This window comes from Labrys neptuniae (assembly GCF_040797145.1).
Taxonomy (GTDB): Bacteria; Pseudomonadota; Alphaproteobacteria; order Rhizobiales; family Labraceae; genus Labrys; species Labrys neptuniae.
Genome location: NZ_JBFNQD010000018.1, coordinates 34,245 through 61,224 on the forward strand (window position 1 = coordinate 34,245; position 26,980 = coordinate 61,224).

Genomic DNA, 26,980 nt, shown 5'->3' on the forward strand with positions numbered 1-26,980 from the left:
ATCGGATCTTCCCGATTGTCAACCGGGTTGCCGAATGTCAGGAAGCCCGTATGTCCGATCTTTTCCTGCTTGCCGGTGCCGGTCTGCTTGCTGGTGCGATGAACGCCATGGCGGGTGGCGGCTCCTTCGTGACGCTGCCGGCCCTGATTGCCGCCGGTGTGCCTTCGGTTGCGGCGAATGCTTCGAGCACGGTGGCGCTTTATCCCGGCGGCGCGGCCAGTGCCTATGTCTATCGCAGCGGCTTCGATCCGATCTGCGGCGCGCCGGCCGGTTGGATGCTCGCCGTCACGCTGGCGGGCGGCCTTGCGGGCGCACTCCTCCTGCTGTGGACGCCGACGACCATGTTCGACCAGCTGCTGCCCTGGCTGCTGCTGGTTGCCACCCTCATGCTGGCAGCCGGGCCGCGGCTCGGCGCCGCGCTGCGGGCGCGCCTGGCGGCCGGGCCCCTTGTGGTGCTGGCGATCCAGGTCCTGCTCGGTCTTTATGGCGGCTATTTCGGCGGTGCCGTGGGGCTGATGATGATCGCGGCCTGGAGCCTGCTCGATGGTGCCGATTTCAAGGCGCTGAACCCGTCACGCACGCTGATGGTGACGGCGGCCAACACCGCCGCTGTGCTCTGCTTTGCGCTGGCCGGTGCCGTGCATTGGCCGCAGACACTGATCGTGGGAGGCGGGGCGCTCGCCGGTGGCTATCTCGGCGCCCAGGCCGGCCGGCGGCTGCCATCCGGCGCCGTACGCTTTGCCACGCTGGCGATTGCGGTCGGCATGACGGTGGCCTTTTTCGTCAGGGCCTATGGGCGAGGGTGAATTTGGAAATGATCGTTTCCCTTTAAGTTCGCCCTCAAGCTTTCTCTTTCCAGCTCCGTCTTCTTTTTCTATGGTCCGACCAATGGCGCGGCGGATAATACCAGCCGCCTTCGTCTTCGGAACCGACCTTCATGACATCCAAGCCGGCGAGTAGTTCCATCCTGGCCTTCCTCGTCGCCGGCGCCTATTTCATGGAGATGCTGGACGGCACGGTGGTGGTCAGCGCCCTGCCGCAGATGGCCGATTCCTTCGGCGTGCAGCCGATCGACCTCAATATCGGCATCTCCGCCTATCTGCTCACTTTGGCCGTGCTGATCCCGGCCAGCGGCTGGGTCGCCGACAAATACGGCCCGCGCGCGGTGTTCGGCTGGGCGATCGTGATCTTCACGCTCGCTTCCATCCTGTGCGGCCTCAGCACCAGCCTGCCGGTCTTCACGGCGGCGCGCATCCTGCAGGGCGTCGGCGGCGCCTTGATGGTGCCGGTCGGCCGGCTGATCGTGCTGCGCAACACGGCCAAGCAGGATTTGATGCGGGCGATCGCCACCATCACCTGGCCCGGCCTGGCGGCCCCGGTGCTCGGCCCGCCGATCGGCGGCTTCCTCGCCACCTATGCGACCTGGCACTGGATCTTCTTCCTCAACGTGCCGCTCGGTATCGTCGGCTTCATCCTCACCATGAAGCTGATTCCCGCCGGCAAGCCGGATGGCGCCAAGCCGTTCGACTGGACTGGCTTCGTCCTGATCGGCGCCGCCTGCTTCGGCCTGATGTATGGCCTGGACCTGATCTCGCGGCAGGATGGCTCCATGGCGCTGGCGGCGATCTGGCTGGCGGCGAGCGCCATGGTCACGTTGGCGGCGGTTCTCCATGCGCGGCGCGCCGCGCATCCCTTGGTCGATCCCTGGGCCCTGCGCATCCGCAGCTTCTCCATCACCATCTGGGGCGGCTCGATATTCCGCGTCGCCATCGGCGCCGTGCCCTTCCTGGCGCCGCTGATGTTCCAGCTCGCCTTCGGGCTCGACGCCTATCAGGCCGGCCTGCTGGTGTTGTGGGTGTTCGCCGGCAATATCGTGATGAAGCCCTTCACCACGCCGGTGCTGCGGCGCTTTACCTTCCGCCAGGTGCTGCTCGGCAATGGCCTCCTCAACGCCGTGCTGATCTCTTCCTATGCGCTGCTGACGCCGGCGACGCCCTTCCCGCTGATCTGCGCCTTGCTGTTCGCCAGCGGCCTGACGCGCTCGATGCAATTCACCGCGCTCAACACCATCGCCTTCGCCGAGGTGCCGGAAGCGCGGATGAGCGGGGCGAACACTCTGTTCAACGTCGCCCAGCAGATGTCGATGGGCCTCGGTGTCGGCGTGGCCGCAGCGGCGCTAAGGCTGGCGGAGCTGTGGTTTCCGGGTACGAATGGCTCGCTGCCGCTGGTCGATTTCCAGATCGCCTTTGCGGTGATCGGACTGATCGCCTTTATCGCCATCCTCGACATGATCGGCCTCGATGCCAGGGCCGGCAACGAGCTCAGGGTCCGGCGGGCGGGTGCGAAATAGCACCCCGGTACCGGTAACGCCTTGGTGTGAAGTTCGCCGATTGACAGAGCCGCTCTCTTTGGAAAGAGTCAAAGAAAGCAAAGCGTTTCGCGACGTGCCGCAACCGGCAGGAAGCGCAGGGACGCGCCGATCGGGGGAAAGCCATGTGCCATCTGTTCGCCTCCCAGCCGCCGGAGACCTATGAGACGCATACGCGTTCGGTGCGTATCGGCGGTCATGCCACCTCGATTCGCCTCGAAGCCGTCTATTGGGACATTCTGGAGCAGCTTGCCGTCGACCAGGGCATGTCGCTCGGCCGTTTCGTCACCCGCCTGCATGACGAGGTGCTGGACCTGCACGGCGACGTCCGCAACTTCACCTCGCTCCTGCGCTGCTGCTGCCTGAAATACGTCGCCGAACTGCGGCCGGCCACCTCGCGCCGGCCTGCCGCCTTCGACCTCGTCGCCGCGGAATAGGCATTCGAGAACAAGCGCTTATTCTCGAACGAATCCAAGGCCGGCAGCCATTGCTCTCGGTTCCGCCAGCTTCCTAGCTGCCTCGGCTGAAACCCGGCCTATTTTCCGAATTCTCGACGTGTAATGCAATATTACTACCCGGTGCCTGAAGCCGGCACCTAACCTCCTGGCCATAGTCGCAAACGAAGCAGGCGGTCATGATGGGTGGGACGCAGGGAGGGATGGGCAAGGCGCTTGCCGTCGTGGCGGGAGCGTTGCTGTTCAGCATCTCCACCGCCCAGGCGGACGATGATCTCGTAGCCGCCCAGAAGCAGTTCGTCACCAGCTGTGGCACCTGCCATGTCGTCGATCCCGCGGCAGGCCCGCGCCAGGGGCCGAACCTGGCCGGTCTCGTCGGCCGCAAGGCAGGAACCTATCCGGGCTACAAATATTCGGCTGCCCTCGCCAATGCCGGCTTCACCTGGGATGCCGACAATCTCGAGAAGTGGATCACCAATGCCCAGGCCTTCCGGCCGGGTTCGACCATGCCCTATCGCCAGGCCGATCCCGCCAAACGGGCGCGGATCATCGCCTATCTCAAGTCACTCAGCGTTCAAAAATAGAGGCCAGTTGCCATGGGCATGATTCACAGCATGATCCGCGTTCTCGACGAGGAGCGTTCGGTCGATTTCTACCGGAAGGCCTTTGGGCTTGATATCGCCGGCCGCTTCGCCTTCGAGAGCTTCACCCTGATCTATCTCAGCGACGAGACCGGCTTCGAGCTGGAACTGACGGTCAACAAGGGCCGTACCGAGCCCTATCAGCTCGGGGATGGCTATGGCCACCTGGCGATCTCCGTGCCGGACCTCGAGGCTGTTCATGCAAAGGTCTCGGCCCTCGGCCTCGCGCCCGGCGATCTGAAGAGCCTCTCCTTCCCGGATGGTTCGGGGGCCGCGCGCTTCTTCTTCATCCAGGATCCGGATGGCTACAAGATCGAGGTCCTGCAGCGGGGCGGGCGCTACAAATAGCCCGCCGGCCGCCTGCGCGCGGCCGCCCGGCATGACAAGAACGGCAGACCGGGGCGCCGATGGCAGCCCCGGCGCAACAAGCAGGGAGGACAACATGAAGAAAGCCAGGCAGGCAGGTGAACTGTCCCGTCGCGGTTTTATCGTCTCGGCTGCGACCGGCGTTGCGCTGGTGGTCGCCGGCGGGGCGCTTTACTGCCCGCGGGAGGCCTGGGCGCTGGACGCTACCGCGCTGAAGCCGGAGACGCTGGAAACGCTGATCCGGATGTCACGCGACATCTATCCCCACGATCGGCTGCCCGATCGCTATTACGCCATCGCCGTCAAGGATTTCGATGCCAAGGCCGGCAAGGATGCGGCCAGCAAGGCCCTGTTCGAGGATGGCGTGACCACGCTGGACGGGCTGGCCGCGGCGGCGGGCGGCAAGCGCTATGCCGACCTCGGCTGGGAAGAGGAGAGGCTGGCGATCCTGCGCAAGGTCGAGGCCTCGCCCTTCTTCGGCGCGGTGCGCTCGGGCCTGGTGGTCAGTCTCTACAACCAGAAGGAGGTCTGGCCCCTCTTTGGCTATGAGGGCTCCTCCGCCGACAAGGGCGGCTATATCAACCGCGGCTTTTCCGACATCGAGTGGCTCTGATCCCGGCCGGTAGAGACCGATTTCCAGCCCTCATTTCCTCCGGACGGGTTTTCCGCCGGCGGCACCCATTCCCTGAGCAAAGCGCGTTTCAACCAGAACGCATTTTTTCTCTCATTCTTTGGTTCGACGCGTCCTTGCGACCTGAGACGAGACCGTCTTTGCGCAGGACGCCTTGGAGGAGACGGAACCATGGCAGCTCCTTTTGATCTGAACGACGATTCCGTCGTGGTGATCGTCGGCTCCGGCGCTGGCGGCGGCACGCTGGGCACCGAACTGGCCCTCAAGGGCGTGAAGGTCGTGATCCTCGAAGCGGGCGGCCGCTACGAGATCGAGGATTTCGTCAACGACGAGTGGGAGAGCTTCGGCCAGCTTGCCTGGAAGGACATGCGCACCACCTCCGGAAGCTGGCGCGTGCACAAGGACTTCCCCAATCTGCCGGCCTGGATCGTCAAGGCGGTCGGCGGCTCCAGCGTGCATTGGGCCGGTGCCTCGCTGCGCTTCCAGGAGCACGAGTTCAAGATCCGCTCCACCTATGGCAGCCTGCCGGGCGCCAATCTCCTGGACTGGCCGATCACCCTGGCCGAACTCGAGCCTTATTACGCCAAGGCCGAGGACAAGATGGGGGTGACGCGCACCAACAACATTCCCGGCCTGCCCGGCAACAACAACTACAAGGTGCTGGAGGCCGGCGCCAAGAAGCTCGGCTACAAGGAAGTGCATACCGGCCGCATGGCGATCAACAGCCAGCCGCGCGACGGGCGCGGCTCCTGCCAGCAGATCGGCTTCTGCTTCCAGGGCTGCAAATCCGGCGCGAAATGGTCGACCCTCTACGCCGAGATCCCCAAGGGCGAGGAGACCGGCAATCTCGAGGTCCGGCCGAACAGCCAGGCCGTCAAGATCGAGCATGATGCGAAGGGCAAGGTCACCAGCGTGGTCTATCTCGACAAGGACGGCAAGACCCAGCGCCAGAAGGCGCGTGTCGTCGCGGTTGCCGGCAATTCCATCGAGAGCCCGCGCTTGCTGCTCAACTCGGCTTCGAACCTGTTCCCGGACGGCCTCGCCAACAGCTCGGGCCAGGTCGGCCGCAACTACATGCGCCACACCACCGGCTCGGTCTACGGCATTTTCGAAAAGCCGGTGCACATGTATCGCGGTACCACCATGGCCGGCATCGTCAGGGACGAGGCGCGCCACGATCCCAAGCGTGGCTTTGCCGGCGGCTATGAGTTGGAGACGCTCTCGCTCGGGCTGCCCTTCATGGCGGCGTTTCTCGATCCCGGCGCCTGGGGGCGTTCCTTCACCTCGGCGCTCGACAGCTACGACCACATGGCCGGCATGTGGATCGTCGGCGAGGACATGCCGAGCGAGGCCAACCGCATCACCCTGCATTCCTCCGTCAAGGACAAGGCGGGCATGCCGGTCGCCAATGTGCATTTCGACGACCACGAGAACGATACTGCCATGCGCAACCATGCCTATCGGCAGGGACAGGCAATCTATGAGGCGGTCGGTGCCGTCAGGACCTTCCCGACGCCGCCCTATCCTTCAACCCACAATCTCGGCACCAACCGCATGAGTGCCAAGGCCTCCGACGGCGTGGTCAACAAGCACGGCCAGACGCACGACATCAAGAACCTGTTCGTCTCGGATGGCAGCCAGTTCACCAGCGGCGGCGCCGAGAATCCCACACTGACCATCGTGGCGCTCGCCATCCGGCAGGCCGATTTCATTGCCGCCAGCCTGAAGAAGGGCGAGTTGTAGGGACGCGGCACGGGAGGCGCAGAGTGCACCTCCCGTGCCGCGAGATCCTGCTCGTGCCAATCTACTTGGCACTGCCTTTTTCTGAGACCGCAGGCATCCCTGCCCATAGGCGCTAACTTAAGTTGAGAACGCGCCGATTTCTTACCCTCCCCTGGAGGGGGAGGGGCGGCCTGTAAGGCCGGGGTGGGGTGAAATTAAGCAGGTTTTGTCAAAATGAGCGTAATCTCCGCGAGGGAGCCACCCCACCCCGACACTGCGTGTCGACCCTCCCCCTCCAGGGGACGGTAAAGGGCCCGCACCTCATCGGCAAAGTTAGCGCCTATGAGCAGGGACGCCTGCGATTCCCGAGAAGCTACACCCAGCAACCATGATTGGCAGTTGCCGAGTTGCCGGATATCGGCTGGCAGCGCTCAGCTTGCGATCCCCATCGGATTGGGCAAGTAACCGACGAAGCCGGCGATCTTCCAGCGTCCGTCGACCCGGTTGCACAGATAGAGGGTCTGCCAGTTGATGGTATCGATGCTGCTGTCGGCTTTGGCGATGGTGCCGTCGAACTTTTTGTGGGCCACTGCCCGGTCGCCGTTGATGTCGATGTCCTGGAGCGTGGTGATGCGATAGAGCGCCTCGCGGCGGGGCTCGGCATAGGCGGTGGCCGCCGAGAGCCGGGCCTGGCTCAGCCAGCGGTCGCGGTAATCGTCGAGGCGCGGGAAGATCATGCGCCATTCGTCCGGATTGGCGGATTTGAGGCCGCTGAGGCCGAAGAAGGTCTCGGCGAGGAAATCATCCGCCACCGCCGGCCAGTCCGCCTCGAGATAGGCGTCGATGTCGCGGCGGACCAGCATCTCCCACAGGGCGTGGCGTTCGGGATCGTCGGGGAAGGGATTGGTGTCGAAGGGCATGGATTCCAGCTACAGCCTCGCACCGCTCTGCGGGTCGAAGACGTGGACATTGGCCCTGTTGACATCAAGGTAGAGCGTCTCGCCCGGCTGGGGCGACAGGCGTTCGCGAAACACCGCGCGCATCTCGGTGCCGTCGATGGTGCCGAACAGATGGGTCTCCGCGCCGGTGGGCTCGACCACGCCGACCACGAAGGGAAAGCCGGTCTGCGCATCGCCGACGATGAAATGCTCGGGGCGGATGCCGATCTCGACCGCCTGCCCGGAAGCGGCGGTGCTGTCACCCATCGGCAGCAAGAGGCCGTTCCTGGTACGCAGACGCGGCGCGCCATCGCCTTTCTCGGCCGTACCGGGAATGAAGCCCATCGAGGGCGAGCCGAGGAAGCTCGCCACGAAGCGGTTGGCCGGCCGATCATAGAGCTCGAGCGGCGTGCCGACCTGCTCGATATGGCCGGCATTCATCACCACGATGCGATCGGCCATGGTCATGGCCTCGATCTGGTCATGCGTGACGTAGACGATGGTGGTCTTCAGGTCCTGGTGCAGCGCCTTGATCTCGGTACGCATCTGCACGCGCAGCTTGGCGTCGAGATTGGAGAGCGGTTCGTCGAACAGGAAGAGCTCGGGCTGGCGCACGATGGTACGGCCCATGGCGACGCGCTGGCGCTGGCCGCCGGAGAGCTGGCGGGGATAGCGGTCGAGATAGTCGTGCAGGTTGAGCACGCTCGCCGCCTTTTTCACGCGCGGCTCGATCGACTGGGCGCTCTCGCCGCGCATGCGCGGGCCGAAGCCGATATTGGCGCGCGTGGTCATGTGCGGGAACAGGGCGTAGCTCTGGAACACCATGGAGATGTTGCGCTGCTGCGGCGACAGCTTGTTGGCGAGCTTGGAGCCGATCCACAATTCGCCGTCCGAGATCTCGTCGAGGCCTGCGATCATGCGCAGCAGCGTGGACTTGCCGCAGCCGGAGGGACCGACCAGCACCACGAATTCGCCGTCGCGGACATCGAGGTCGATGCCCTTGAGGATCACGGCCGAGCCATATCGCTTTTGCAGCGCCTTGACCTGCAGGCCCGCCATGTCACGACCTCCTTTCGATGATGTCGCGCACGAAGCGCAGATTGCCGGCGGTCAGGCCGCCATCGACCGGCAGGACCGCCCCCGTCACGCCGGCGGCGAGCGGGGAGGCCAGGAAGACGGCGGCATTGGCGACGTCTTCGGGGCGCACCATCCGGCCGAGCGGGTAGTGGGAGACGACATCTTCGAGGATCGTCGGATCCTTGGCAAGGCGATGGTCCCAGGCCGGCGTGCGCACCGAGCCGGGGCAGACGACATTGGCGCGGATGCCGTCGCGGCCAGCCTCCACCGCGATCGACTTGGCATAGGCGATCAGCCCGGCCTTGGCGGCCGAATAGGCCGGGTTGCCATAATGGCCGAGCCCGTTGACCGAGGCGACGAAGACGACCGAACCGCTGCCGCGCGCCGCCATCGCCGCCATCACGGGCCGGGTGACATGGAAGGCGCCGGTGAGGTTGATGGCAAGCTCGCTGTCCCAGACCGCGTCGTCCACGTCATCCAGCGTCTCGGCGCGGGTGAAGCCGGCATTGTTGACCAGGATGTCGGGGGTGGTGCCCTGGGCCGCCAGTTGGGCAACGGCATCGGCGCAGGCCTTGGCGTCGGTGAGATCGAAGACGAGCCGGTGCTGCAGGGGCAGGCTTTCCAGCAGGGCCGCATCCCTGTCGGCGCCCGAGACCGTGGCGCCGGCCCGCAGGAAGGCGTCGATCATCGCCCGCCCGATGCCGCCGCCGGCGCCGGTGACCAGGACGTGGCGTCCCGAAAGGCCGAAGGGATCGGGGAGGTTGGCAGGATCGGACATCGGAAGACTCGTGGGAACGGATGGTTCTTTGCGAAGGAAAGCGGGCGCCATCTATGCATGGCGCTGGCGCGAAGGCAAAGCCGCATGGCGCCTCCCGCCGGCGAAGATTGGGGGTAATGCGATGGGACTGACAAAACCGCGCCGGCCATAGGCCGGTTGGTCAAATCTGCTTGCGCGGTTTTCGATTACGGGGAACATTAGCGCCCTCTAGCGGCGAGGCGCGCGGGGGCGCGGCAACGACCGCAGCAATGACAAGGACGGGGACGTTTCATGACAATGATCGGACGGATGGCGATGCTGCTCGCAGGCGCCAGTCTCCTGGCTTGCGCTTCGGTGGCGCAGGCTGGCACGGTGCGCGTGACCATCGCCGAATATTCGAAGGACACCGGCCCTTATTTCAAGGAAGCCGCGGAGGCGTTCCAGAAAGCCAATCCCGACACCAAGATCGAGATCGAAGTGGTGCCGTGGGACAATCTCCAGCAGAAGCTGACCACCGACATCTCGGCCGGCACCAATGCCGACCTCTCGATCATCGGCACGCGCTGGCTGCTCGATTATGTCTCCCAGGGCGTGGTCGCTCCGCTCGACAGCTACATTACGCCCGAATTCAAGGGCAGCTTCATCGAGACCTTCCTGTCGCCCTCGGTGATGGACGGCAAGACCTACGGCCTGCCGATCGCCGCCTCCGCCCGCGCCATGTACTACAACAAGGACGTCTTCACCAAAGCCGGCGTGACCGAGTTCCCCAAGACCTGGGCTGATTTCCAGGCCGCCGCCGCCAAGATCAAGGCGTCCTCGCCGGACGTGGCCCCCTTCGGCCTGCAGGGCAAGGAAATCGAGACGGACGTCTATTTCTACTATGGGCTGTGGGCCAATGGCGGGGCGATCGTCAAGGACGGCAAGTCCGGCCTCGACAGCCAGGCGGCGATCGATGCGGCCAAGCTCTACAAGGGCTTCATCGATGGTGGCTTTACCGAGCCGGGCGTGACCTCCTATGCTCGCGAGGACGTGCAGAACCTGTTCAAGCAGGGCAAGGTCGCGACCGTGATCACCGCGCCTTTCCTCTCCGGCCAGATCAAGAAGGAAGCGCCCAACCTGAAATATGGCGTGGCGCCGATTCCGCTCGGGCCTGACGGCAAACCCTTCACCTATGGCGTGACCGATTCGATCGTGCTGTTCGAGAATTCCAAGGTGAAGGACGAGGCCTTCAAATTCCTCGCCTTCCTGTTCACCACCGAGCAGCGCACCGCCTTCGACAAGAACGAAGGCTTCCTGCCGGTGAATGCCAAGGAGGCCCAGGATCCCTATTTCGCCGACGATCCGGACAAGAAGGTGTTCGCTTCCCTCCTGCCCGGCGCCATCTTCGCGCCGGTGATCCCGGGCTGGGAAGACATCGCCCAGACCACCTCCAATGCGATCCAGACCATCTATCTGGGCAAGGGCGAGATCGAGCCGACGCTCAAGGAAGCGGCTGCCAAGGTCAACGGCATCCTCGCCAAGAAGTAACGGGATGACGGTGGGGCTGTAATCCTCACCCACAACCCCTCTCCATTCAGGGAGAGGGGAACTTTGCCATCATGCACTTGCCAGCAGGCACGGCGTCTCGCATGAAGGGGCGACGCGGTGCCGCTTACCCGCCCCACCGTAGCCGGAAAACCATCCGACCAGGAGACACCCACCGCATGGGGCGTGCGACACCCTATCTTCTGATCCTGCCCAGCTTCCTGATGGCGGCCTTCATCATCTTCTGGCCGCTCTATCAGATCGGCCAGATCTCGCTGCATGACGTCAACCGTTTCGGCCAGCTTCGGGAGTTTGCCGGCCTCGCCAACTTCCAGGCCCTGTTCGCCGATCCCGATTTCATCGCCGCGCTGTGGCGCACCCTGGTCTGGACGGTGGGCGTGGTGGCCGGCACGCTGATCGTCTCGGTGCCGATCGCCCTCATCCTCAACGACGATTTCTACGGGCGGAGCCTTGCCCGCGTCATCATCATGCTGCCCTGGGCGGTGTCGCTCGCCATGACGGCGGTGGTCTGGCGCTGGGCGCTCAACGGCGAGAGCGGCATGCTCAATTCCGGGCTGCGGGGCCTGGGCCTGATCAGCAGCAATATCGAATGGCTGGCGGACGCCACCACCGCCTTTCCGATGCAGATCCTGATCGGCATCCTGGTCTCGATTCCCTTCACGGTGACGATCTTCCTGGGCGGCCTCTCCTCGGTGCCCGACGATCTCTACGATGCCGGTGCGGTGGAGGGCGCGAGCCGCTGGCAGCAATTCACCCACATCACGCTGCCCCTGCTGAAGCCCTTCATCAACATCGCCTTGGTGATGAACACCATCAACGTGTTCAATTCCTTCCCGATCATCTGGGTGACCACGCAGGGCGGCCCGGCCAATTCCACCGACATCCTGGTGACCTATCTCTACAAGCTCGCCTTCCGCCTGGGTAAGTTTGGCGAGGCGGCGGCGGTGTCGATCATCATGTTCGCGCTGCTGCTGGTCTTCGCCGTCATCTATGTGCGGCTGGCCATGCGCGAGGAGGAACAGGCATGAGCAAGCTCAAGCGCTCCGTGCTCTACTGGATCCTGCTGGCGCCGCTGATCGTCCTCACGCTGTTTCCCTTCGCGGTGATGCTGGTGACGGCGCTCAAGCCGACGGAGGAGATGCTGTCTTCCTCCTGGTGGCCGAGCCGGCCGGTCTGGGGCAATTTCGTCACCATGTATACCGAGACGGCTTTCGGGCCGGCACTCGCCAATTCGCTGATCGTGTCGCTGGTCACCACCGTGCTGACGGTGCTCGTCGCCATTCCCGCCGCCTATGCGCTCAGCCGCTATCGCTTTGCCGCGCGCGGGGCATTCCGGCAGTTCCTCTTGATCTCGCAGATGCTGTCGCCGATCGTGCTGGTCTTCGGCCTGTTCCGGCTTCTGGTGGAACTCGGCAACCGCCTCGGCTTCCAGCTAATCGACAGCCTGAGCGGCGTCACCTTCATCTACATCGCCTTCAACCTCGCCTTCGCGGTGTGGATGCTGCAGAGCTATTTCTCCACCATTCCCAAGGATCTGGAGGAGGCGGCCTGGATCGAGGGCGCCAGCCCCTTCGCCACGTTGGTCAAGGTGTTCCTGCCGCTGGCGCTGCCCGCCATGGCGGTGACGGCGATCTTCACCTTCATCAATGCCTGGAACGAATATGTCATCGCCCTCACCATGCTGCGCAAGCAGGAGGCCTATACGCTGCCTTTGCAGGTGGTGAATCTGGTGGCCGGGCGCTACACGGTGGAATGGAACTATGTGATGGCCGCCGCCCTGGCGGCGACCATCCCGATCGCGATCCTGTTCACCTGGTTGCAGCGCTATTTGATGCGCGGCCTCGCCCTGGGGGCGGTGAAGTAGGACTCGTGTCATTGCGCGCGAAGCGAAGCAATGATGCAAGCCATTGGCACAACCTATCGGGATATCCATGACCAAGCAGCATTTCGGCACCTCCCATGTCCCCCTGTCCCCGGCCGTGCGGGCGGGTGACAGCATCCATGTTTCCGGCCAGGTGCCGACCCTGGCGGACGGCTCGGTGGTGCCGGGCGGCATCGAGGCGCAGACCCGCCAGGTGATGGACAACCTGGCCAAGGCCCTGGCGCTGGCCGGGGCGGGGCTGGAGGATGTGGTCAAGACCACGGTGATCCTGGCCGACGCCCGCGATTTCGGCGCCTTCAACAAGGTCTATGGCAGCTATTTCCCCGCCAACCCGCCGGCGCGCACCACACTGGAGGCGCGGCTGATGATCGACATCAAGATCGAGATCGAGGCGATCGCCTACAAGCCGCTGTGAAAGGCCAGGGGTGAGGGAGCAAGGCTGTTTGAAGCGGAAACGCTCCGATTTGTCATAGCCGGGCTTCGGCCCGGCTATCCAGAAGTCGCACGCGGAAACCGGCTGGAGAGATGGATTGCCGGGCCGAAGCCCGGCAATGACAAAGGTCGCGCAAATTCGAAGACGTTTCAGTGAACCGTATCAAGGGATGGGGAAGCGCCTCTCGACTCACCCCAAAATCCCGTTTCTCGGACTCGACAAAACCAGCTCTTTGTTTTATCGCTTATGCGAACAAACAGGGAACATTGTCATGAAGCTCGGTTACGTCGTTCATTACGTTCGCGATGTCGTGGAGACGTCGGCCTTCTACAAGCAGGCCTTCGGGCTGGAGACGCGCTTCATTGCCGAGGGGCAGTTCGCCGAGCTTGTCACCGGCGAGACGGCGTTGTGCTTTGCCGATGAGAGCTTCGTTACCGACATGGTCGGCAGCTTCCAGCCCAACCGGCCGGATGCGCCGCCGGCGGGCACCGAGATCGCGCTGGTGGTCGACGATGTCGAGATCGCCTACAAGAAGGCCCTGTTCGCGGGGGCGCAGGCGGTATCGCCGCCGGCGCAGAAGCCCTGGGGCCAGATCGTCGCTTATGTGCGCGACAACAATGGCTGCCTGGTCGAGATCTGCACCAAGGTGGCGGTCTGAGAGGCGCCGCGGCTCAGCCGCTGACGATGATCAGCGTCATGATCACCGCGGCCACGCTGATGCAGAAGACTGCGCCGAGCACGAGCTGCACCAGGGCGTTGGCCGAGACATAGGTGCCGGCGACGCCGCCCAGCACGCGGATGGCCGTCTGCTTGCCCTCGCCGGCGGCGGCGATCGGATGCCCGCAGGACGGGCAAGCCAGGGCCTGCTCGGAAACACGCTGGGTACAGGCCGGGCAGGGGATCAACGCCATGGTGTCGCCTCTTGCTGGATGATCATGATGGGAAGGGCCTCGATCATTCCGGCGGCCTGCCGATCTCGAACTCAACCCGGCGGTTGCGCTGGCGGCCTTCGGGATCGTCGGCGCCGTCGGCCTTCTGGTTGGGGGCGACGGGGCGGGTTTCGCCATAGCCCTCGATGGTCAGGCGGCCGGGGCTGATCTTGCTGCGGGCGAGATAGGCCTTCACCGAGGCCGCGCGGCGCTCGGACAGAGCGAGATTGTAGTCGTCCTCGCCCTTGGCGTCGGTATGGCCACCGATCGCCACCGGCGCCTTGGGGAAGGCTTTGAGCACTTCGGTGAGCCGCGCCAGCACCGGCCTGGCATCGGCACGGATGTCGGCCCTGTCGAAATCGAACAGCACGTCACCCGGCAGGCTGATCAGGATCCTGCCTTCGCTCTCGCGGGCGCCGAACTGCTCGAGCAGCGCCTGCGTGCGGCTGCGCAGCTTGGCCGGCACCTCTTTGAGGCGCAGCCTAGTCGTCCCGCCGGCCGGGCCCAGCCGGCTTGCCGGGGTCTGCGGCGCAAAGCGGGTGGGTGGCAGGGTATAGGGCTGCCAGCGGCTCGTGCCGATGTCGCTGGGGCGAAACCCGGTCGGCTGCCCGCCGATCGGCTCGCGGCGATGCTCGATGATGAGGGCCGAGGCCGGCAACGCCGGAAGAACCAGGGCCAGCAGCGCCATGGCGGCGCCGAGGCGCCTCATTGCGCCTTGACCGGGATCTTGAGCGTCAGGCCGGGGGCGTTGAGATCATCGCCCGCATTGCCGTCGTTGAAGACCAGTCGCACCTCGCCGGCATCGGCCGGAATACGGCCGGGAAAGACCAGTTCCCCATCCATGCTCTGGCCGTTCTGGATGATCAGATAGGGATTGTCCTCGGGCTGGCGCAGGCTGAGCTTCTGGTTGTTGCCGATCTCGAGGAAGGCGTTGACGTCGTTGAGATTGACGCGGTTGGTCTGGCGGCTGTCGAAAGAGGCGACGAGGCTGACCACCGTGGCGTCCTCGCCCACGGTGATCTTCTTGACGATCACCGTGACCCCAGCCGGAACGCTGGTCTGCACGCTGCCCTGATGCACCACGCGGGCGGCCTCCTCGGCCACAGAGGGGGCGACCGTCGCCAGCGCCAGGCCGGCGGCAACCACTGCGCGCACAAAAAACGGCTTCATTCCAACGATTCCCCGCACTCCAAGTCTCCCCCGTACCCCAATGAAAACCAAAAGCCAGCTACAAGCTTATGGATTTCAGAGCGAAACTATCACCGGGCCTGTCGACAGTTCAACTGCGCGATCATCTACAGCTATATGCTGTGGACAGAAAGGTTGAAGCTTCGGTCAGGCCAGGGCACTACGACAGCCTGGATGCGTCATTGCGGGGCCGGGCAGCTATACCTGGGGGAACAGGCGCGGAGACGTGCCGGCACGAAAGCCGGCCGGCGCGTCGCATCTCGCCGCGACGCGTGGCGGGTAAACGGCCTTCCCCATGTCGCAGGGAAGGCTGATCGGGCTTGCGCAGCCGGGCCGGCCTCAATGCCGGAAGTGGCGCGTGCCGGTGAACACCATGGCAAGGCCGGCCGCGTCGGCGGCGGCGATCACCTCGGCATCGCGCTGCGAGCCGCCGGGCTGGATCACGGCGGTGGCGCCGGCCGCGACCGCGGCTTCCAACCCGTCGGCGAAGGGGAAGAAGGCGTCGGACGCCACCACCGAGCCCTTGGTCAACGTATCCGGCAGGCCGGCCAGCTTGGCGGCATCGGCAGCCTTGGCGGCGGCGATGCGGGCCGAATCGACGCGGCTCATCTGGCCGGCGCCGATGCCGACGCTGGCGCCGTCCTTCACATAGACGATGGCATTGGACTTCACATGCTTGGCGATGCGGAAGGCGACGGCGAGGTCGGCCATTTCCCCGGGCGTGGGCGCACGCTTGGTCACCACCTTCAGGGTCATGTCGTCGACCACGGCATTGTCGCGCGACTGCACGAGCAGGCCGCCGGCCAGCGTCTTGGCGGTAAGGCCTTCGGCACGCGGATCGGGCAGGGCGCCGGTGACGAGCAGGCGCAGGTTCTTCTTGGCCGAGATGATGGCGATGGCTTCCTCGCTGGCGTCGGGGGCGACGATCACCTCGGTGAAGATCTCGACGATTTTCCGCGCGGTATCGGCATCGAGCGTGCGGTTCACCGCGATGATGCCGCCGAAGGCCGAGACGGGGTCGCAGGCAAAGGCCTTCTCATAGGCTTCCAGCAGCGTCGGCGCCTGCGCGACGCCGCAGGGATTGGCGTGCTTGACGATCACCACGGCCGCCGACTTGGCCGGGTCGAACTCGGCCACGCATTCGAAGGCGGCGTCGGTGTCGTTGAGATTGTTGTAGGAGAGCGCCTTGCCCTGGAGCTGGCGGGCGGTCGCCACGCCCGGGCGCTTTTCGGGGGTGAGGTAGAAGGCCGCGCTCTGATGCGGGTTCTCGCCATAGCGCAACGCCTCGGCCAGCGTGCCGCCGAAGGCGCGGAAGGTCGGCGTATCCTCCTCCAAGGTGGCGGCAAACCAGTTGGAGATGGCGGCATCATAGGCGCCGGTGCGGGCATAGGCCTTGGCGGCCATGCGGCGGCGGAAGGCGAGGCTGGTCGCCCCCTCGTTCTCGGCGATCTCGGCCAGCACGTCGTCATAGTCGGCGACGTCGACGATGACGGTGACGTCGTCATGGTTCTTGGCGGCGGCGCGGATCATGGCGGGGCCGCCGATGTCGATGTTCTCGATCAGGTCCTCGAAGCTGCCGCCGCGGGCGAGCGTCGCCTCGAAGGGGTAGAGATTGACGACGAGAAGGTCGATCGGGCCGATGCCGTGGGCGGCCATGGCGGCGCGATGCTCTTCATTGCCGCGGATGGCGAGCAGGCCGCCATGCACCTTGGGATGCAGCGTCTTGACGCGGCCATCCATCATCTCCGGAAAGCCGGTGAGGTCGGAGACGTCCTTGACGGCCAGGCCGGCCTCCTCCAGCGCCTTGCGCGTGCCGCCGGTCGAGACCAGCTCGACGCCATGGGCAGCGAGGCCTTTGGCGAAGTCGATCAGGCCTGATTTGTCCGAAACGGACAGCAAAGCGCGGGCGATGGGGGCAGCAGCGGTCAAGGGGGCAATCTCCGAGGCAGGGTTTGGCCGCTTGATAGCGCAAGATGACGGGAAGGGGGAGATTTTTGGAGCGAGATCTTTCCGGGTGCGCGGACGTCTCGTCCGCATCTTGGAACCGTCATGCGTGCGGAGAGGAAGAGCGGACGGGACGTCCGCGCACCCGGGAAGCCCCACATTTACAGCCCTTCCCAATAGGGATACCGTATATCCATAATTATCGGCGCGTGCTGCCGCACTGGAACGACCCGCATGATCCTGAAAAGCCAAGTCGAATGGGCGCTGCATTGCTGTGCGATCCTCGCCGGCCTGCCGGCCGGGCGCTACCTCTCGACCAAGGCGCTGGCCGAGTTCCACGGCGTGCCGAAGGAGTATCTCTCCAAGGCGCTGCAGCATTTGTCGCAGGCCGGGCTGGTCGACACCACGCTCGGCCCCTCCGGCGGCTACCGGCTGGCCCGGCCCCCGGCCGAGCTGACCTTCCTCGAGATCGTCGAGGCGGTGGAAGGGCCGGCGCGCACCTTCGTGTGCACCAATATCCGCGCCAACAACCCCTGCCGCCCCAAGGGCTATTGCGAGAGTGCGCCCTGCGCCGTGGCGCGCATCATGTGGGAGGCGGACGAGGCCTGGCGCGAGAAACTGCGCAGCGTCAAGCTCTCGGACCTGGTCGGAATCCTGTCACAGGAGATCCCGGAGCAGCTGTGGAAGGATAGCTTCGACTGGGTGTTGGCGCGGGCTGGATGAAAGCCACGGCCGGCGCGAAAGCGAGGCCACTCGTCCCATAGGCCTGGTAGAGCCGCTCGAGCACTTCATTGCGCGCCGGGGTGCGCCGTGCCGGACTGGCCACGCAGAATTGCAGCTCGGCCTCGACCGCCAGCGCGTCGACCGATTTGAGCGCCACGATCGGCGCGGGATCCCGGAGGATCTCCTCGCAGCTCCGCAACACGGCCCGGAGGGTCTCGATGCTGTCCTGCGGGCCCTGGCTCGCGGCGATCCGCACGCTCTGGCTGATCCAGTGGGTCTCGTCGGGGCGGCTGAGATTGGTCAGGCTGAGCTTGGCCAGCAGGCTGTTGGGCAGCACCACGAGGTTATGGGCGCCGGTGACCAGATTGGTGGCGCGCCAATTGGTCTCGACCACGCGCCCTTCGGTGCCGTCGCTGAGCACGATCCAGTCGCCGATGGCATGGGAGCGCCCCAAGGTCAGCGCGATGCCGGAGAAGACGTCGCCGAGCGTGTTCTGCAAGGCGAGGCCGAGAATGACGGCGACCACGCCGGAGGTCGCCACCAGCGTGCCGACGGGAGCGCCGAACACGAAGCCCAGGATCGAGAGGCCGACGCCGAGATAGGCGAGGGCCACGAACAGGTCCTGCAGGAGATGGGCCTCGCGCGGCCGGCGGTTGAGGGCGAAATAGATATGCATCAGGCCGATCACGGCCCAGGCGAGGTGGGTCCACCACAGCACCCGCGCCGATTTGGCGACGAAGGCGGCAAGGCCCGTGGTTTCGTTGGTGCCGAGCTGATGCGGCCAGATGCCGTTGCACGCGGCGAGGGCCGTCATCGCCGAAAAGAACAGGAGCTGCACGATCAGGCGCGCCCTCGGCCGCCGGCGTCCCTGGAGATGCCAGACGACGATGCCGGCAAGCCCCAAGAGGTCGATCAGCAGGAGGGGCAGGAAAGCGGGATCATCGACCATGGCTGGGGCTCCGGGGCGGCTTGGCTGCTTATTTCTGCAGCGGGAAGGTCAGTTCCTTCTGCGTGCTGTCGACCACGAACACCGCCAGCAGCTTGGCGGGGCGGGTCTTGCTGGCATTGGCGCTGACGCCGTGGCGGTCGCCCGGCATTTCGGAGAAGTTCTGGCCGGCGCGGTAGACCTTCACCGGCCCGTCATTGACCTGGCTCTTGATCGCCCCTTCCAGCACGGTGGCGTAGATGAAGGCGGAGGAGGGGTGGGTGTGGCCCTCGGAAAAGCCGCCGGGGCCGTATTCGACCAGCACGCCCTTCAGGCTCTTGCCGGGCACGTTGGGCAGCTCGTGCTCATAGACGAGCGAGACCTTGGCGGCCTTGCCGTCGGCGGCGGCCGGGGCGGTGAGCAAGGCGGAGATTGCGAGGGCGGTAAGGAGGGAGCGGATCATGGCTAGGGTTCCTGGTGGGGGGACGGGGTTAGGGCGAGATGCTGCGATTGACGGTTGCGCGCGGCGTCTGGGTCCCCCTCGCCCCGCTTGCGGGGAGAGGGTACGGGTGAGGGGCTGCGACATGCGGTGAGGGGCAGCGCAGTACAGTCCCCGTGGGCGGTGCTGCCCCTCATCCTCACCTTCTCCCCGTAAGGACGGGGAGAAGGGGCGGCCGGTGTCGTGCTCTTCTCGGCGAGGGGCCGCCGCCTCACTTTCTCGGATTGCTGGCGAACCATTCCTCGAAGCCGATGCGGCCGAGGCGGGGATTGGCGTCGCTCACCAGCGAGCCGTCATCGAGGCGGGCGCCGAAATAGCGGGCCTCGCGATCGGCAACCACCGTGCGGCTGTCGCCGGTGGCCTTGAGATAGCGGGCGACGAGGTCGCTGAGGCGCGAGCGCTCCGGGCCGGCGATCTCCACCGTGCCGTTCACCGGCGCGGCCAGCGCCACCTCGGCCATGGCGTCGGCGACGTCGTCGGAGGCGATCGGCTGCACGAAGGCGGGCGACAGATGCACGCTGCCATCCACGGCGCCGGACTGGGCGATGCTGCCGAGGAACTCCATGAACTGGGTGGAGTGCACGATGGTGAAGGGAATGCCGGAGGCCTTGATCAGCTTTTCCTGGGCGAGCTTGGCGCGGAAATAGCCGCTGTCCTGCAGGCGCTCGGTGCCGACGACCGAGAGCGCGATGTGATGCCCGACGCCGGCCGCCTTCTCGGCCGCGATCAGGTTGCGGCCGGAGGTCTCGAAGAAGTCCAGCACGGCCTTGTCCTCGAAGGAGGGCGAATTGGCAAGGTCGATCACCACCTGCGCGCCTTCGAGTGCTTCAGCGAGGCCCTCGCCGGTGAGGGTGTTGACGCCGGTGTTGGGCGAGGCGGCGATCACCTCATGGCCCCTGGCGGCGAGGCGGGTGACGGTCTTGGAGCCGATCAGCCCGGTGCCGCCGATGATGACGATTTTCATGGGAATCTCCTTTGTGATGTTTCCGGGTGCGCGGACGTCTCGTCCGCTCTTGGAAGCGTTGCACGTGCGGGAGGGGAAGAGCGGGCGGGACGCCCGCGCACCCGGAAAGCGCTCAGTAGTCCCAGAACACCGGCACCCAGCGGAAGGCCTCGCCGTCGATGGCGACGTGCCCGACGGAGGGGAAGGGTAGGTGCGTGGCCACCAGCAGGCTGTTGGTCTCGGCCAGCTCCCGCAGCAGGCCGATGCGGACACGGGCAGCCTCCTCGGGATCGTGCTCGAAGCCGTTGAACCAATCGGGATGCTCGAAGCCGACCGCGAACATGGCATCGCCCCCGAACATCAGCCTGTCGCCGCCGGAGGCGAGGCGCACCACGCTATGCCCCGGCGTATGACCGCCGGTGCGGGAGACGACCACGCCCGGCGCCACCTCATGTTCTTCCTCGAAGAGCCGCAGCTGGCTGGCATAGTCGGCCGCGAAGCGCTTGGCGGCGGCCCGCAGGGCATCCGGGAAGCCCTCCGGCATGGCGACATGCGAGAAATCGGGCGCCTCCCAGAACCTGGCCTCGGCTTCAGCCACATGGATCCTGAGGTCCGGCCGCAGCCGCTCCTTCACGCCGTCGACCAGCAGGCCGCCGACATGATCCATATGCATATGGGTGAGCACCACGTCGGTCACGGCGCCGAGGTCGATGCCGGCCGCCTCCAGCCGCTTGATCAACTGGCCGGCCCGCGGCAGGTTCAGGTCCGGGTCGAGCCCCAGCCCGGCATCGATGAGGATGGTCTGCGCGCCGCTGCGCACCACCATCACGTTCAGCGCCCAGTCGAAGGCGTCCTGCGGCAGGAACATGTCCTTCAGCCAGGCGGCCCGCACGGAGGGATCGGCGTTGTGACCCAGCATCTGGGTGGGCAGCGGCAGCACGCCGTCGCTGACCACAAGCACGTCGATCTCGCCGATCTGCACGGCATAGCGCGAGGGTACGAGCTCGTCGGGTTTGGCCCTGGCGGGCGTCAAGGTGTCGTTCAGGCTCATGCTGGCCTCCTGTTATGCGGCTCCGGCGCCGATGGGCGCGTGCCGCTGGTGGTGATTGTTTCCCGGGTGCGCGGACGTCTCGTCCGCCTCTTCCCCTCCTGCGAGCGCGGCGCTTCCAAGAGCGGACGAGACGTCCGCGCACCCGGGAAGACGCCTCAGCTCAGCTCAGCCCGGCCTTGTCGAGCCCGTAGAGCTTGTCGGCCGAGCCCGGCACTGCCTTGAAGGCGATGGAGGCGCGGTTCCATGTATTGATGATGGCGATCGCGAAGGTGAGGTCGGAAACCTCCTTCTCCGAAAGCTGGCCGCGCACGCGCTCATAGAGTTCGTCGGGGATGCCGCCTTCCGGCAGCCGGGTCACCGCCTCGGTCCAGGCCAGGGCAGCGCGCTCGCGCGGCACGAACAGATTGGATTCGCGCCAGATCGCGACATGGTAGAGCCTCAATTCGCTCTCGCCGTGGATCTTGGCCTCCTTCACATGCATGTCGAGGCAGAAGGCGCAGCCATTGAGCTGGGAGGCGCGGATGTTGACGAGATCGCGGAGCTTCTCCTCGATCACGCTGCCCTTCAGGGCCAGGCTGAGATCGGAGAGCTTCTTGAAGAGTTCCGGGGATTGCTGGGCGTAGTTCAGGCGCTGGCTCATGTCCGTTTCCTCATTTAAGGATATTAAATATCCTTATGGATATAAAATATCCGTAATAACTGGACAGTAAAGCCTTACCAGCCTAAGCTCCGGGCATAAGGCCTATGCGCAAAAGTATGGGGGCTGGGGAATGGACATTGTGGGCGCCTTGCGGACCTTCCTGCGCGTGGCGCAGACGGGCTCCTTCACCGCGGCGGCTGCCGATCTCGATCTCACCCAGCCGGCGGTGTCGCGCCAGGTCTCGGCGCTGGAGGCGCGGCTCGGGGTGCGCCTGCTCCACCGCACCACGGTGGCCCTGGCGCTGACGGCCGAGGGCGAGCAGCTAATCCCGATGGCCCTGCGTGTGATCGAGGCGGTGGAGGCGCTGGGCGAGAGCGCCGGCACCGGCGAGGCGGCCGTCACCGGCAAGGTGCGGCTCTCACTGCCTGCCCCGCTCGGCCTTGCCCTCGCCGAGCGCCTGCCGGAGCTGCTCGCCCGCCATCCCGGCCTCGGCGTCGATCTCCTCTTGCGCGAGGCGCCCTCCGACCTCATCGGCGAGGGTATCGATCTCGAAGTGCGCCTCGGCGCCGTGGAGGATTCCAGCCTGACGGGCCGGCGCATCGGCTGGACCACCGCCTTCCTGGTGGCCGCGCCCTGCTATCTCGAAAGGCGGCCCGCCCCGGCGCGACCGGAGGAGGTGCCCCGCCATGACTGCATCTGCTACGCCCGCGCCGGCGACGGGCGGCTGTGGACCTTCTCCGACGGCGCCGACGAGACGCGCCTTCGCATCGCCCCGCGGCTGACGGCCGACAGCGCCGTCGCCATCCACCGCGCCACTTTGGCCGGCGGGGGCCTCGCCATCCTCTCCCACATCCTCGCCGGCCCCGACATCGAGGCCGGCCGCCTCGTCAGCCTGATGCCGGACTTCCCGCCGGCTAGGCTGCCGATCACGCTGGTCTACCCCTCGCGGCGGAACCTGCCGCAACGGGTGAAGGCGGTGATGGAGTTTGTGGTGGAGGCGGTAAGGGCGGATGCGATGATGGGGTGAGGGGTGTCATTCAAGTCTTCGGTGCTTCGTCAGGTGCGAAGAAGGTTTTGAAGAGCGCGGTCGACATCACCGTATACTGACTCGACCGATACTTCTCAAACTCGAACGTCTCCAAACCAGCGAACCGATCACGCAAATGGTCAAACTCTATATCCACCCCAGCATCCAGAGCCTGCCTCATAGCTCCGATGAGTCCGTTGACGACCGTAGGTGTCAGGAGGCGGTCCTGGATCGTCCTGGAGGTCGTCCATCGATTGGCAGGTAGGCGAGATTTCGCGGCTGAGAAGAACAACCCGATCTGGCTCGCGCAGTAGTCGATGTAACGCTTGCGCGCTGCATCGTTCTCGAAGCTGACGAAGGTGTCTTTATCGACATCGTTCCATCGTGCGAAGAGCGGACCAGGTGCGCTAGGTCTGACAAGTGGGCGAAGCCCGTAGCTAACCACCGAAGTGGTGTGCAGGCCGCCAGAGTCGAAGAAATTCTGGGAGAACTTTCCAGAGAGAGCTCCTTGACCGTCGTTCAGCTTGTCCAGAACATCTCTGGCGATGGAATCCGCGAGGAAGGGGCGAATGAGCTGATTGATCGCCTGTGTGAGCTCTGACTTGGCATTTGATTGCGTCGAGTTGATTTCTAGGAAAAGCCCAGCCTCGAATCGGGTCTTCTCTGGATTGCTGACGTTGTCTGGATAGATGATGCCGGTGACCAAGAGGTTCTGTTGTGATCGCAAGGTACCAATGATGTTCTCGTTGGCTCCGCCCTCGTAGTAGGAAAAGACGCGATGCTGGCCGTCGATGATCCCGACCGAGTTGAATTCGCTAGGAATGGAGATGACCGCCGGTTGTGTTGTGTGGATCGTCGCTGTATTGATAGTGTTCTCGTTTGAATCGACGATTTTTGTTCCTGATGGAAGAGTGACGATGATGTTGTTTACGAACACTCGCTTCTGATCGACAAGGTACTTTCGGATGGAATCCAGTTTGTGTCGTAAGATCATTCGCTGGTACAGACCATTACGATCCCTCCATCCATCTCGACGAAGTACATAGGCCCGCGACAATAGCGCTGATGGTTGAATGTAGAAAGAAACGACTTTGTAGCCTTTCGGAAATTTGGAGTGGTGCTCAGGTAAGACTGAGCCACTGAATGAGTCTCGTGGTGAGGCATTGGCATTGAGCGCCTTGTCGGCGAAAACCTTACATTCGACGCCAAGAAAGGCCAGAATTTCGTGTTGGGCAGACCTGCGCACCGTCTTCGTTAGAAGTCTAAAGTAACGAACAATGCTGTAGTCCATAAAAAGGGCATGGTTTATTTGATTCTTTAGCTCTGTTTGAACTGTATTTAGTGAGCAATAGAGCAAGATAACCCGAATTTGGTTGTCACTATATTTCGAGCCTAGAGCCCCCGCGATATTGAGTGGCGCACTCCGTGCAAACCCGATGAATTGCGCATCATCCTTTCTGATGCGATCGTACATCAGGTACTTCTTCTTGGCGTGTTCGGAAATGTCGCTCGCCGTCGTATATTCGGCGAAGACGACAACGTTCTCCAAGATGAAGACGTCGTCGAAATCCGAAGTCACCCCGCCGTAAGTGAACTCCTTATCAGATGCTCCCTCAACGCGCTGGAAGCCCACTGCGGAAAAGACTTCTCGGATTTCTCGACGATGCCGGCGCTGCAGATTGCGCTTGGCGCGCTCCTCAGGGGTCGGTGCCTTCTTCTTGGGTTTCGCAACCTTAGCCTTCGCCATCTTCGCCTCCAGCCGAACCTAATTCGACTTCGGTTTGATCTTGCCGCCATTCTAGGGGGACCTGAGCCACCCGCTCCGTGGATCGCGGACGGCGGACAGGTTTGCCCAGCGGTCTGAGTGGTAGGTCGCCCTTGGCGTATTGGGCAATGCGCTCCTCGGCGATTGCGAGATAGGGCGGATACCGATCGATGCCGACGGCGTGCCGGCCGTGCTTCACTGCGGCGATCGCCGTTGCCCCAGTCCCTATGAAAGGATCTAGTACCGTCTCTCCCGCCTTGCTGAGTGCGAGCACGCAGCGTTCCGCGAGCTCTACTGGAAACTGACAGGGATGTTCCGTATGTTCGGGATGGTTCGCCTTGACGTTAGGAATGTCCCAGACCGGATTGTTCTGAAAGTCTTCGACAGCTGAGAATTCCCAGTAGTCCGACGGGTTCTTGCCCAAGGGATTACCACTAGGCTTGCCGGCCTTCTTCCCTTTGGACGTACTGTGGCGCTTGCCAGGGTAGAGCTGAGGGATACGAACGGGGTCGAGATTGAAGGTGTAGGTGTTAGTTCTGCTGAACCAAAGAACAGTTTCGTAGCGGCCGGAGAAACGTTTGTCGGCATTGTAGCCGAAATTGTAGCGCCAAATGATGCGATTACGCAGACGGAACCCTAAACCGCGGAAAATCTCGACAAAGGGCACGTCGAGGGGGAACAACTCTCCATCTGCTATGTAGGTGCCGACCTGCCAGCACACGGAGGCGTTCTCCGTCAGCGCGGGGAGCATGTTCTCGATGACCTGCGTCTGCCACGCTAGATATTCATCGTAAGTGCGCTCGTCCGTTCGTTCGTAGGGTTTGCCGATGTTATAGGGCGGTGACGAAATGACTAGAGCACAGCTGGCCGAGTCAAGGCCCTGGAGTCGCTCAAGGACATCTCCAGCAAAAAAACGCGCCTCGCCAATCTCCTTGGCAGAGGTGCCAATCTCTTTTTTTGAGGAGCTCATTTCTTCTGGCGGGATTTGATCGGCTCTACGGAGCATTCAGCGGTCCAGAACTTAGCGCAGCGCAATGGCGCCGAGACATTTACCGGCAGCACGTGATACGTGCTTTAAACGCCGCTCTCGCGACAAGCAAGTCACCTAAATCATATAAGCTTCCTCAAGCCCATTACTCTACCCTTTCTTCGGTAACTTAGAGACGGTCGCCGAGCAAGGCGCTAAATCTTGGGATGCAAGCTTGTCCCTGGATAACTTCGAGCCTAGAGGTAAACGCGCCTTGGCAATGGTTTAAAATGGATAGCAATGTAGGAAATTGGCGCATGGCAGGCGAATTGCGACGCCTACGTGGCAGAAGGCCTCAAATTGACAGACGACAGCTGCGGCGATGCCGTATTTCCAAGAAAAATAGTCTATCTTGAATCGCTAGGATGAAAAGGAGTCTCGTAAGGCGACTTGTGAGAAAATATTTTTCACCACGTTGTTCCCTAGAAAAGCTGATGGATCCCTCGCGGCCACTGCGCTGATCTGCAAGGTTTCCTCCTAAGCGTGCGTCAAGCCTCGAGCAGGCTGGCGCGATTAAACCTTCGCCGCCGTTGGCTGGGTCGGTGGCGGCGGCAGCAGCCTGCCGCGGGCCAGGAGATAGAGGCTGCCCACCGCCAGCAGGCCGATCACGATATTGGCGATAGCGAACAGGAACGGCGCGAGCAATTGCGCCGGCGGGCTGGTGCCTTCCGCGGCCAGGCGGATCACGGCGGTCGGCAGGGCGGCGACGCCGAAGCTGAAGCCCCAATAGCCGGGCGAGAAGGGCTGGGCCATGATCCAGGGCAGCAGGCGCAGCAGGATCAAGCCCTGCAGGATGGCATAGCCGATCAGCGCCATCGCGAAGACATCGCCATGCCCGCCGCTGACATTGAGATAGGCCACGGCGCCCACCGCCGGCGGAGCGAGCTGGATGCCGAGCGTGGGGCGCAGCCTTTCCGGCAGGGCCGGCCCGTGCAGCAGGCGGTTGATCAACACCGATTCCAGTGCCAGCCAGGAGAACACGCCGCCGCCGAAGGCCAACTGGCCCCATTCCGGCCAGCCGAGGGCGGACAGCGTCGAGGCCGATACGAAGCTGGCGGCGACGGTCGGCAGATAGAGCACGGCCGTCGCCGTGCCGATGTCCCTCTCGCCGCGCCATAGGCCACCCGAGCGGTAGACCGCGAAGGCGATGGCGCCGAGGGTGCCGATGAGCGCCAGCACGAGGCCGCCCGTGCGGGAATAGGGCAGCAGCGCCTGGGCGGTCAGCATCGTCGTCACCGGCGCGAGGCCGATGAAACAGCACTGGATCGCATCGGCGAATTCGGCGCGCGCATCGCCGGATGCAAACAGCCATTTGCCGGCGAACAGCACGATCAGCAGCGCCCAGACCAGGGCGCCGACGGCGAGGATCGCCTCGGAGATGCCGGCCGGCAGGAGCCAGAGGCGCTCAGCCGCGCGCCAGAGCAGCCCGAGCGCTAGCAGGCCGAGCGGAATGCCGAAGAAGGCGGCGGGCGGAAAGCGAAAACCGGAAGGCGTCATGGCCTGT

General features: G+C 64.3%; 29 protein-coding genes. 14 read left to right on the forward strand and 15 right to left on the reverse strand.

Annotated elements, in window-relative coordinates:
• Nucleotides 1–50: 50 nt before the first annotated feature.
• The 7 genes from ABXS05_RS30075 to ABXS05_RS30105 all read left to right on the forward strand — a co-directional run bounded on the left by ABXS05_RS30075 (nt 51) and on the right by ABXS05_RS30105 (nt 6,204).
• Nucleotides 51–806, forward strand: a complete 756-nt coding sequence (locus ABXS05_RS30075; protein WP_367626429.1) for a sulfite exporter TauE/SafE family protein — start codon at nt 51–53, stop codon at nt 804–806.
• A 131-nt stretch (nt 807–937) separates the two neighbouring features.
• On the forward strand, nt 938–2,350 hold the full coding sequence (locus tag ABXS05_RS30080; protein ID WP_311932745.1) for an MFS transporter: 1,413 nt from the start codon (nt 938–940) through the stop codon (nt 2,348–2,350).
• Between the two features lie 143 nt (nt 2,351–2,493).
• The gene (locus ABXS05_RS30085) at nt 2,494–2,805 is read left to right on the forward strand and encodes a ribbon-helix-helix domain-containing protein (protein WP_311932746.1); all 312 of its coding nucleotides are present in this window, start codon (nt 2,494–2,496) and stop codon (nt 2,803–2,805) included.
• Between the two features lie 197 nt (nt 2,806–3,002).
• Complete coding sequence (locus tag ABXS05_RS30090; protein WP_367626430.1) at nt 3,003–3,407, forward strand: c-type cytochrome; 405 nt, start codon at nt 3,003–3,005, stop codon at nt 3,405–3,407.
• A 30-nt stretch (nt 3,408–3,437) separates the two neighbouring features.
• Nucleotides 3,438–3,812, forward strand: a complete 375-nt coding sequence (locus ABXS05_RS30095) for a VOC family protein (protein ID WP_367626431.1) — start codon at nt 3,438–3,440, stop codon at nt 3,810–3,812.
• A gap of 94 nt (nt 3,813–3,906) precedes the next feature.
• A complete protein-coding gene (locus ABXS05_RS30100; protein WP_149252503.1) occupies nt 3,907–4,443 on the forward strand; it encodes a twin-arginine translocation signal domain-containing protein in 537 nt (178 codons plus the stop codon).
• A 189-nt stretch (nt 4,444–4,632) separates the two neighbouring features.
• The gene (locus tag ABXS05_RS30105) at nt 4,633–6,204 is read left to right on the forward strand and encodes a GMC family oxidoreductase (protein ID WP_367626432.1); all 1,572 of its coding nucleotides are present in this window, start codon (nt 4,633–4,635) and stop codon (nt 6,202–6,204) included.
• 410 nt (nt 6,205–6,614) lie between these two features.
• On the opposite strand, the gene ABXS05_RS30110 is transcribed toward ABXS05_RS30105, so the two are convergent.
• The 3 genes from ABXS05_RS30110 to ABXS05_RS30120 are packed head-to-tail and all read right to left on the reverse strand — an operon-like array spanning nt 6,615 to nt 8,976.
• Nucleotides 6,615–7,103 (reverse strand): hypothetical protein, encoded by a 489-nt coding sequence (locus tag ABXS05_RS30110; protein WP_367626433.1) that lies wholly within the window; start codon nt 7,101–7,103, stop codon nt 6,615–6,617.
• A 9-nt stretch (nt 7,104–7,112) separates the two neighbouring features.
• Nucleotides 7,113–8,180, reverse strand: a complete 1,068-nt coding sequence (locus tag ABXS05_RS30115; RefSeq protein WP_311932753.1) for an ABC transporter ATP-binding protein — start codon at nt 8,178–8,180, stop codon at nt 7,113–7,115.
• Between the two features lies 1 nt (nt 8,181).
• On the reverse strand, nt 8,182–8,976 hold the full coding sequence (locus tag ABXS05_RS30120; protein ID WP_367626434.1) for an SDR family oxidoreductase: 795 nt from the start codon (nt 8,974–8,976) through the stop codon (nt 8,182–8,184).
• A gap of 270 nt (nt 8,977–9,246) precedes the next feature.
• Between ABXS05_RS30120 and ABXS05_RS30125 the strand changes: the two genes are divergently transcribed.
• From ABXS05_RS30125 to ABXS05_RS30145, 5 genes are all read left to right on the forward strand, one after another.
• Nucleotides 9,247–10,482 (forward strand): ABC transporter substrate-binding protein, encoded by a 1,236-nt coding sequence (locus ABXS05_RS30125; RefSeq protein ID WP_367626435.1) that lies wholly within the window; start codon nt 9,247–9,249, stop codon nt 10,480–10,482.
• Nucleotides 10,483–10,658: 176 nt separating this feature from the next.
• Nucleotides 10,659–11,528: a carbohydrate ABC transporter permease gene (locus tag ABXS05_RS30130; RefSeq protein WP_367626436.1), complete on the forward strand. Its 870-nt coding sequence runs from the start codon at nt 10,659–10,661 to the stop codon at nt 11,526–11,528.
• Nucleotides 11,525–12,364, forward strand: a complete 840-nt coding sequence (locus ABXS05_RS30135; RefSeq protein ID WP_311932756.1) for a carbohydrate ABC transporter permease — start codon at nt 11,525–11,527, stop codon at nt 12,362–12,364. The genes ABXS05_RS30130 and ABXS05_RS30135 overlap by 4 nt, the downstream gene beginning before the upstream one ends.
• 67 nt (nt 12,365–12,431) lie before the next feature.
• Nucleotides 12,432–12,797 carry a RidA family protein gene (locus ABXS05_RS30140; RefSeq protein ID WP_149252494.1) on the forward strand — a complete coding sequence of 122 codons (366 nt, stop codon included), beginning with the start codon at nt 12,432–12,434 and terminating at the stop codon, nt 12,795–12,797.
• Between the two features lie 289 nt (nt 12,798–13,086).
• Nucleotides 13,087–13,473 (forward strand): VOC family protein, encoded by a 387-nt coding sequence (locus ABXS05_RS30145; protein WP_311932758.1) that lies wholly within the window; start codon nt 13,087–13,089, stop codon nt 13,471–13,473.
• Between the two features lie 13 nt (nt 13,474–13,486).
• Here ABXS05_RS30145 and ABXS05_RS30150 read toward each other — a convergent pair whose 3' ends face one another.
• The 4 genes from ABXS05_RS30150 to purH form a co-directional block, all read right to left on the reverse strand.
• Nucleotides 13,487–13,726, reverse strand: coding sequence for a hypothetical protein (locus ABXS05_RS30150; protein ID WP_068289628.1), 240 nt, complete (start codon nt 13,724–13,726; stop codon nt 13,487–13,489).
• A gap of 43 nt (nt 13,727–13,769) precedes the next feature.
• The gene (locus ABXS05_RS30155) at nt 13,770–14,453 is read right to left on the reverse strand and encodes an OmpA family protein (protein WP_367626437.1); all 684 of its coding nucleotides are present in this window, start codon (nt 14,451–14,453) and stop codon (nt 13,770–13,772) included.
• A complete protein-coding gene (locus tag ABXS05_RS30160; protein WP_367626438.1) occupies nt 14,450–14,914 on the reverse strand; it encodes a hypothetical protein in 465 nt (154 codons plus the stop codon). Before ABXS05_RS30160 ends, ABXS05_RS30155 begins: the two co-directional genes overlap by 4 nt.
• Before the next feature lie 357 nt (nt 14,915–15,271).
• Nucleotides 15,272–16,861: a bifunctional phosphoribosylaminoimidazolecarboxamide formyltransferase/IMP cyclohydrolase gene (gene purH / locus ABXS05_RS30165; protein ID WP_367626439.1), complete on the reverse strand. Its 1,590-nt coding sequence runs from the start codon at nt 16,859–16,861 to the stop codon at nt 15,272–15,274.
• 249 nt (nt 16,862–17,110) lie between these two features.
• On the opposite strand from purH, the gene ABXS05_RS30170 reads away from it, so the two are divergent.
• The gene (locus ABXS05_RS30170) at nt 17,111–17,599 is read left to right on the forward strand and encodes an RrF2 family transcriptional regulator (protein ID WP_367626440.1); all 489 of its coding nucleotides are present in this window, start codon (nt 17,111–17,113) and stop codon (nt 17,597–17,599) included.
• On the opposite strand, the gene ABXS05_RS30175 is transcribed toward ABXS05_RS30170, so the two are convergent.
• The 5 genes from ABXS05_RS30175 to ABXS05_RS30195 all read right to left on the reverse strand — a co-directional run bounded on the left by ABXS05_RS30175 (nt 17,505) and on the right by ABXS05_RS30195 (nt 21,657).
• The gene (locus ABXS05_RS30175; protein ID WP_367626441.1) at nt 17,505–18,548 is read right to left on the reverse strand and encodes a mechanosensitive ion channel family protein; all 1,044 of its coding nucleotides are present in this window, start codon (nt 18,546–18,548) and stop codon (nt 17,505–17,507) included. The two genes, ABXS05_RS30170 and ABXS05_RS30175, sit on opposite strands and share 95 nt — an antisense overlap.
• A gap of 28 nt (nt 18,549–18,576) precedes the next feature.
• The gene (locus ABXS05_RS30180; RefSeq protein WP_367626442.1) at nt 18,577–18,987 is read right to left on the reverse strand and encodes a cupin domain-containing protein; all 411 of its coding nucleotides are present in this window, start codon (nt 18,985–18,987) and stop codon (nt 18,577–18,579) included.
• Between the two features lie 247 nt (nt 18,988–19,234).
• On the reverse strand, nt 19,235–19,987 hold the full coding sequence (locus ABXS05_RS30185; RefSeq protein WP_367626443.1) for an SDR family oxidoreductase: 753 nt from the start codon (nt 19,985–19,987) through the stop codon (nt 19,235–19,237).
• A 112-nt stretch (nt 19,988–20,099) separates the two neighbouring features.
• Nucleotides 20,100–21,017: an MBL fold metallo-hydrolase gene (locus ABXS05_RS30190; protein ID WP_367626444.1), complete on the reverse strand. Its 918-nt coding sequence runs from the start codon at nt 21,015–21,017 to the stop codon at nt 20,100–20,102.
• A gap of 160 nt (nt 21,018–21,177) precedes the next feature.
• Nucleotides 21,178–21,657, reverse strand: coding sequence for a carboxymuconolactone decarboxylase family protein (locus ABXS05_RS30195; RefSeq protein ID WP_367626445.1), 480 nt, complete (start codon nt 21,655–21,657; stop codon nt 21,178–21,180).
• A gap of 130 nt (nt 21,658–21,787) precedes the next feature.
• Here ABXS05_RS30195 and ABXS05_RS30200 point away from each other — a divergent pair, with 130 nt between their 5' ends.
• Entirely contained in the window at nt 21,788–22,684 is an 897-nt protein-coding gene (locus ABXS05_RS30200) for a LysR family transcriptional regulator (protein ID WP_367626446.1), read from the forward strand.
• Between the two features lie 10 nt (nt 22,685–22,694).
• Here ABXS05_RS30200 and ABXS05_RS30205 read toward each other — a convergent pair whose 3' ends face one another.
• From ABXS05_RS30205 to tehA, 3 genes are all read right to left on the reverse strand, one after another.
• The gene (locus ABXS05_RS30205) at nt 22,695–24,431 is read right to left on the reverse strand and encodes a ParB N-terminal domain-containing protein (RefSeq protein WP_367626447.1); all 1,737 of its coding nucleotides are present in this window, start codon (nt 24,429–24,431) and stop codon (nt 22,695–22,697) included.
• Nucleotides 24,418–25,455 (reverse strand): DNA-methyltransferase, encoded by a 1,038-nt coding sequence (locus ABXS05_RS30210; RefSeq protein WP_367626448.1) that lies wholly within the window; start codon nt 25,453–25,455, stop codon nt 24,418–24,420. Before ABXS05_RS30210 ends, ABXS05_RS30205 begins: the two co-directional genes overlap by 14 nt.
• A 534-nt stretch (nt 25,456–25,989) precedes the next feature.
• The gene (tehA, locus tag ABXS05_RS30215) at nt 25,990–26,973 is read right to left on the reverse strand and encodes a dicarboxylate transporter/tellurite-resistance protein TehA (protein WP_367626449.1); all 984 of its coding nucleotides are present in this window, start codon (nt 26,971–26,973) and stop codon (nt 25,990–25,992) included.
• Between the last annotated feature and the right edge of the window lie 7 nt (nt 26,974–26,980).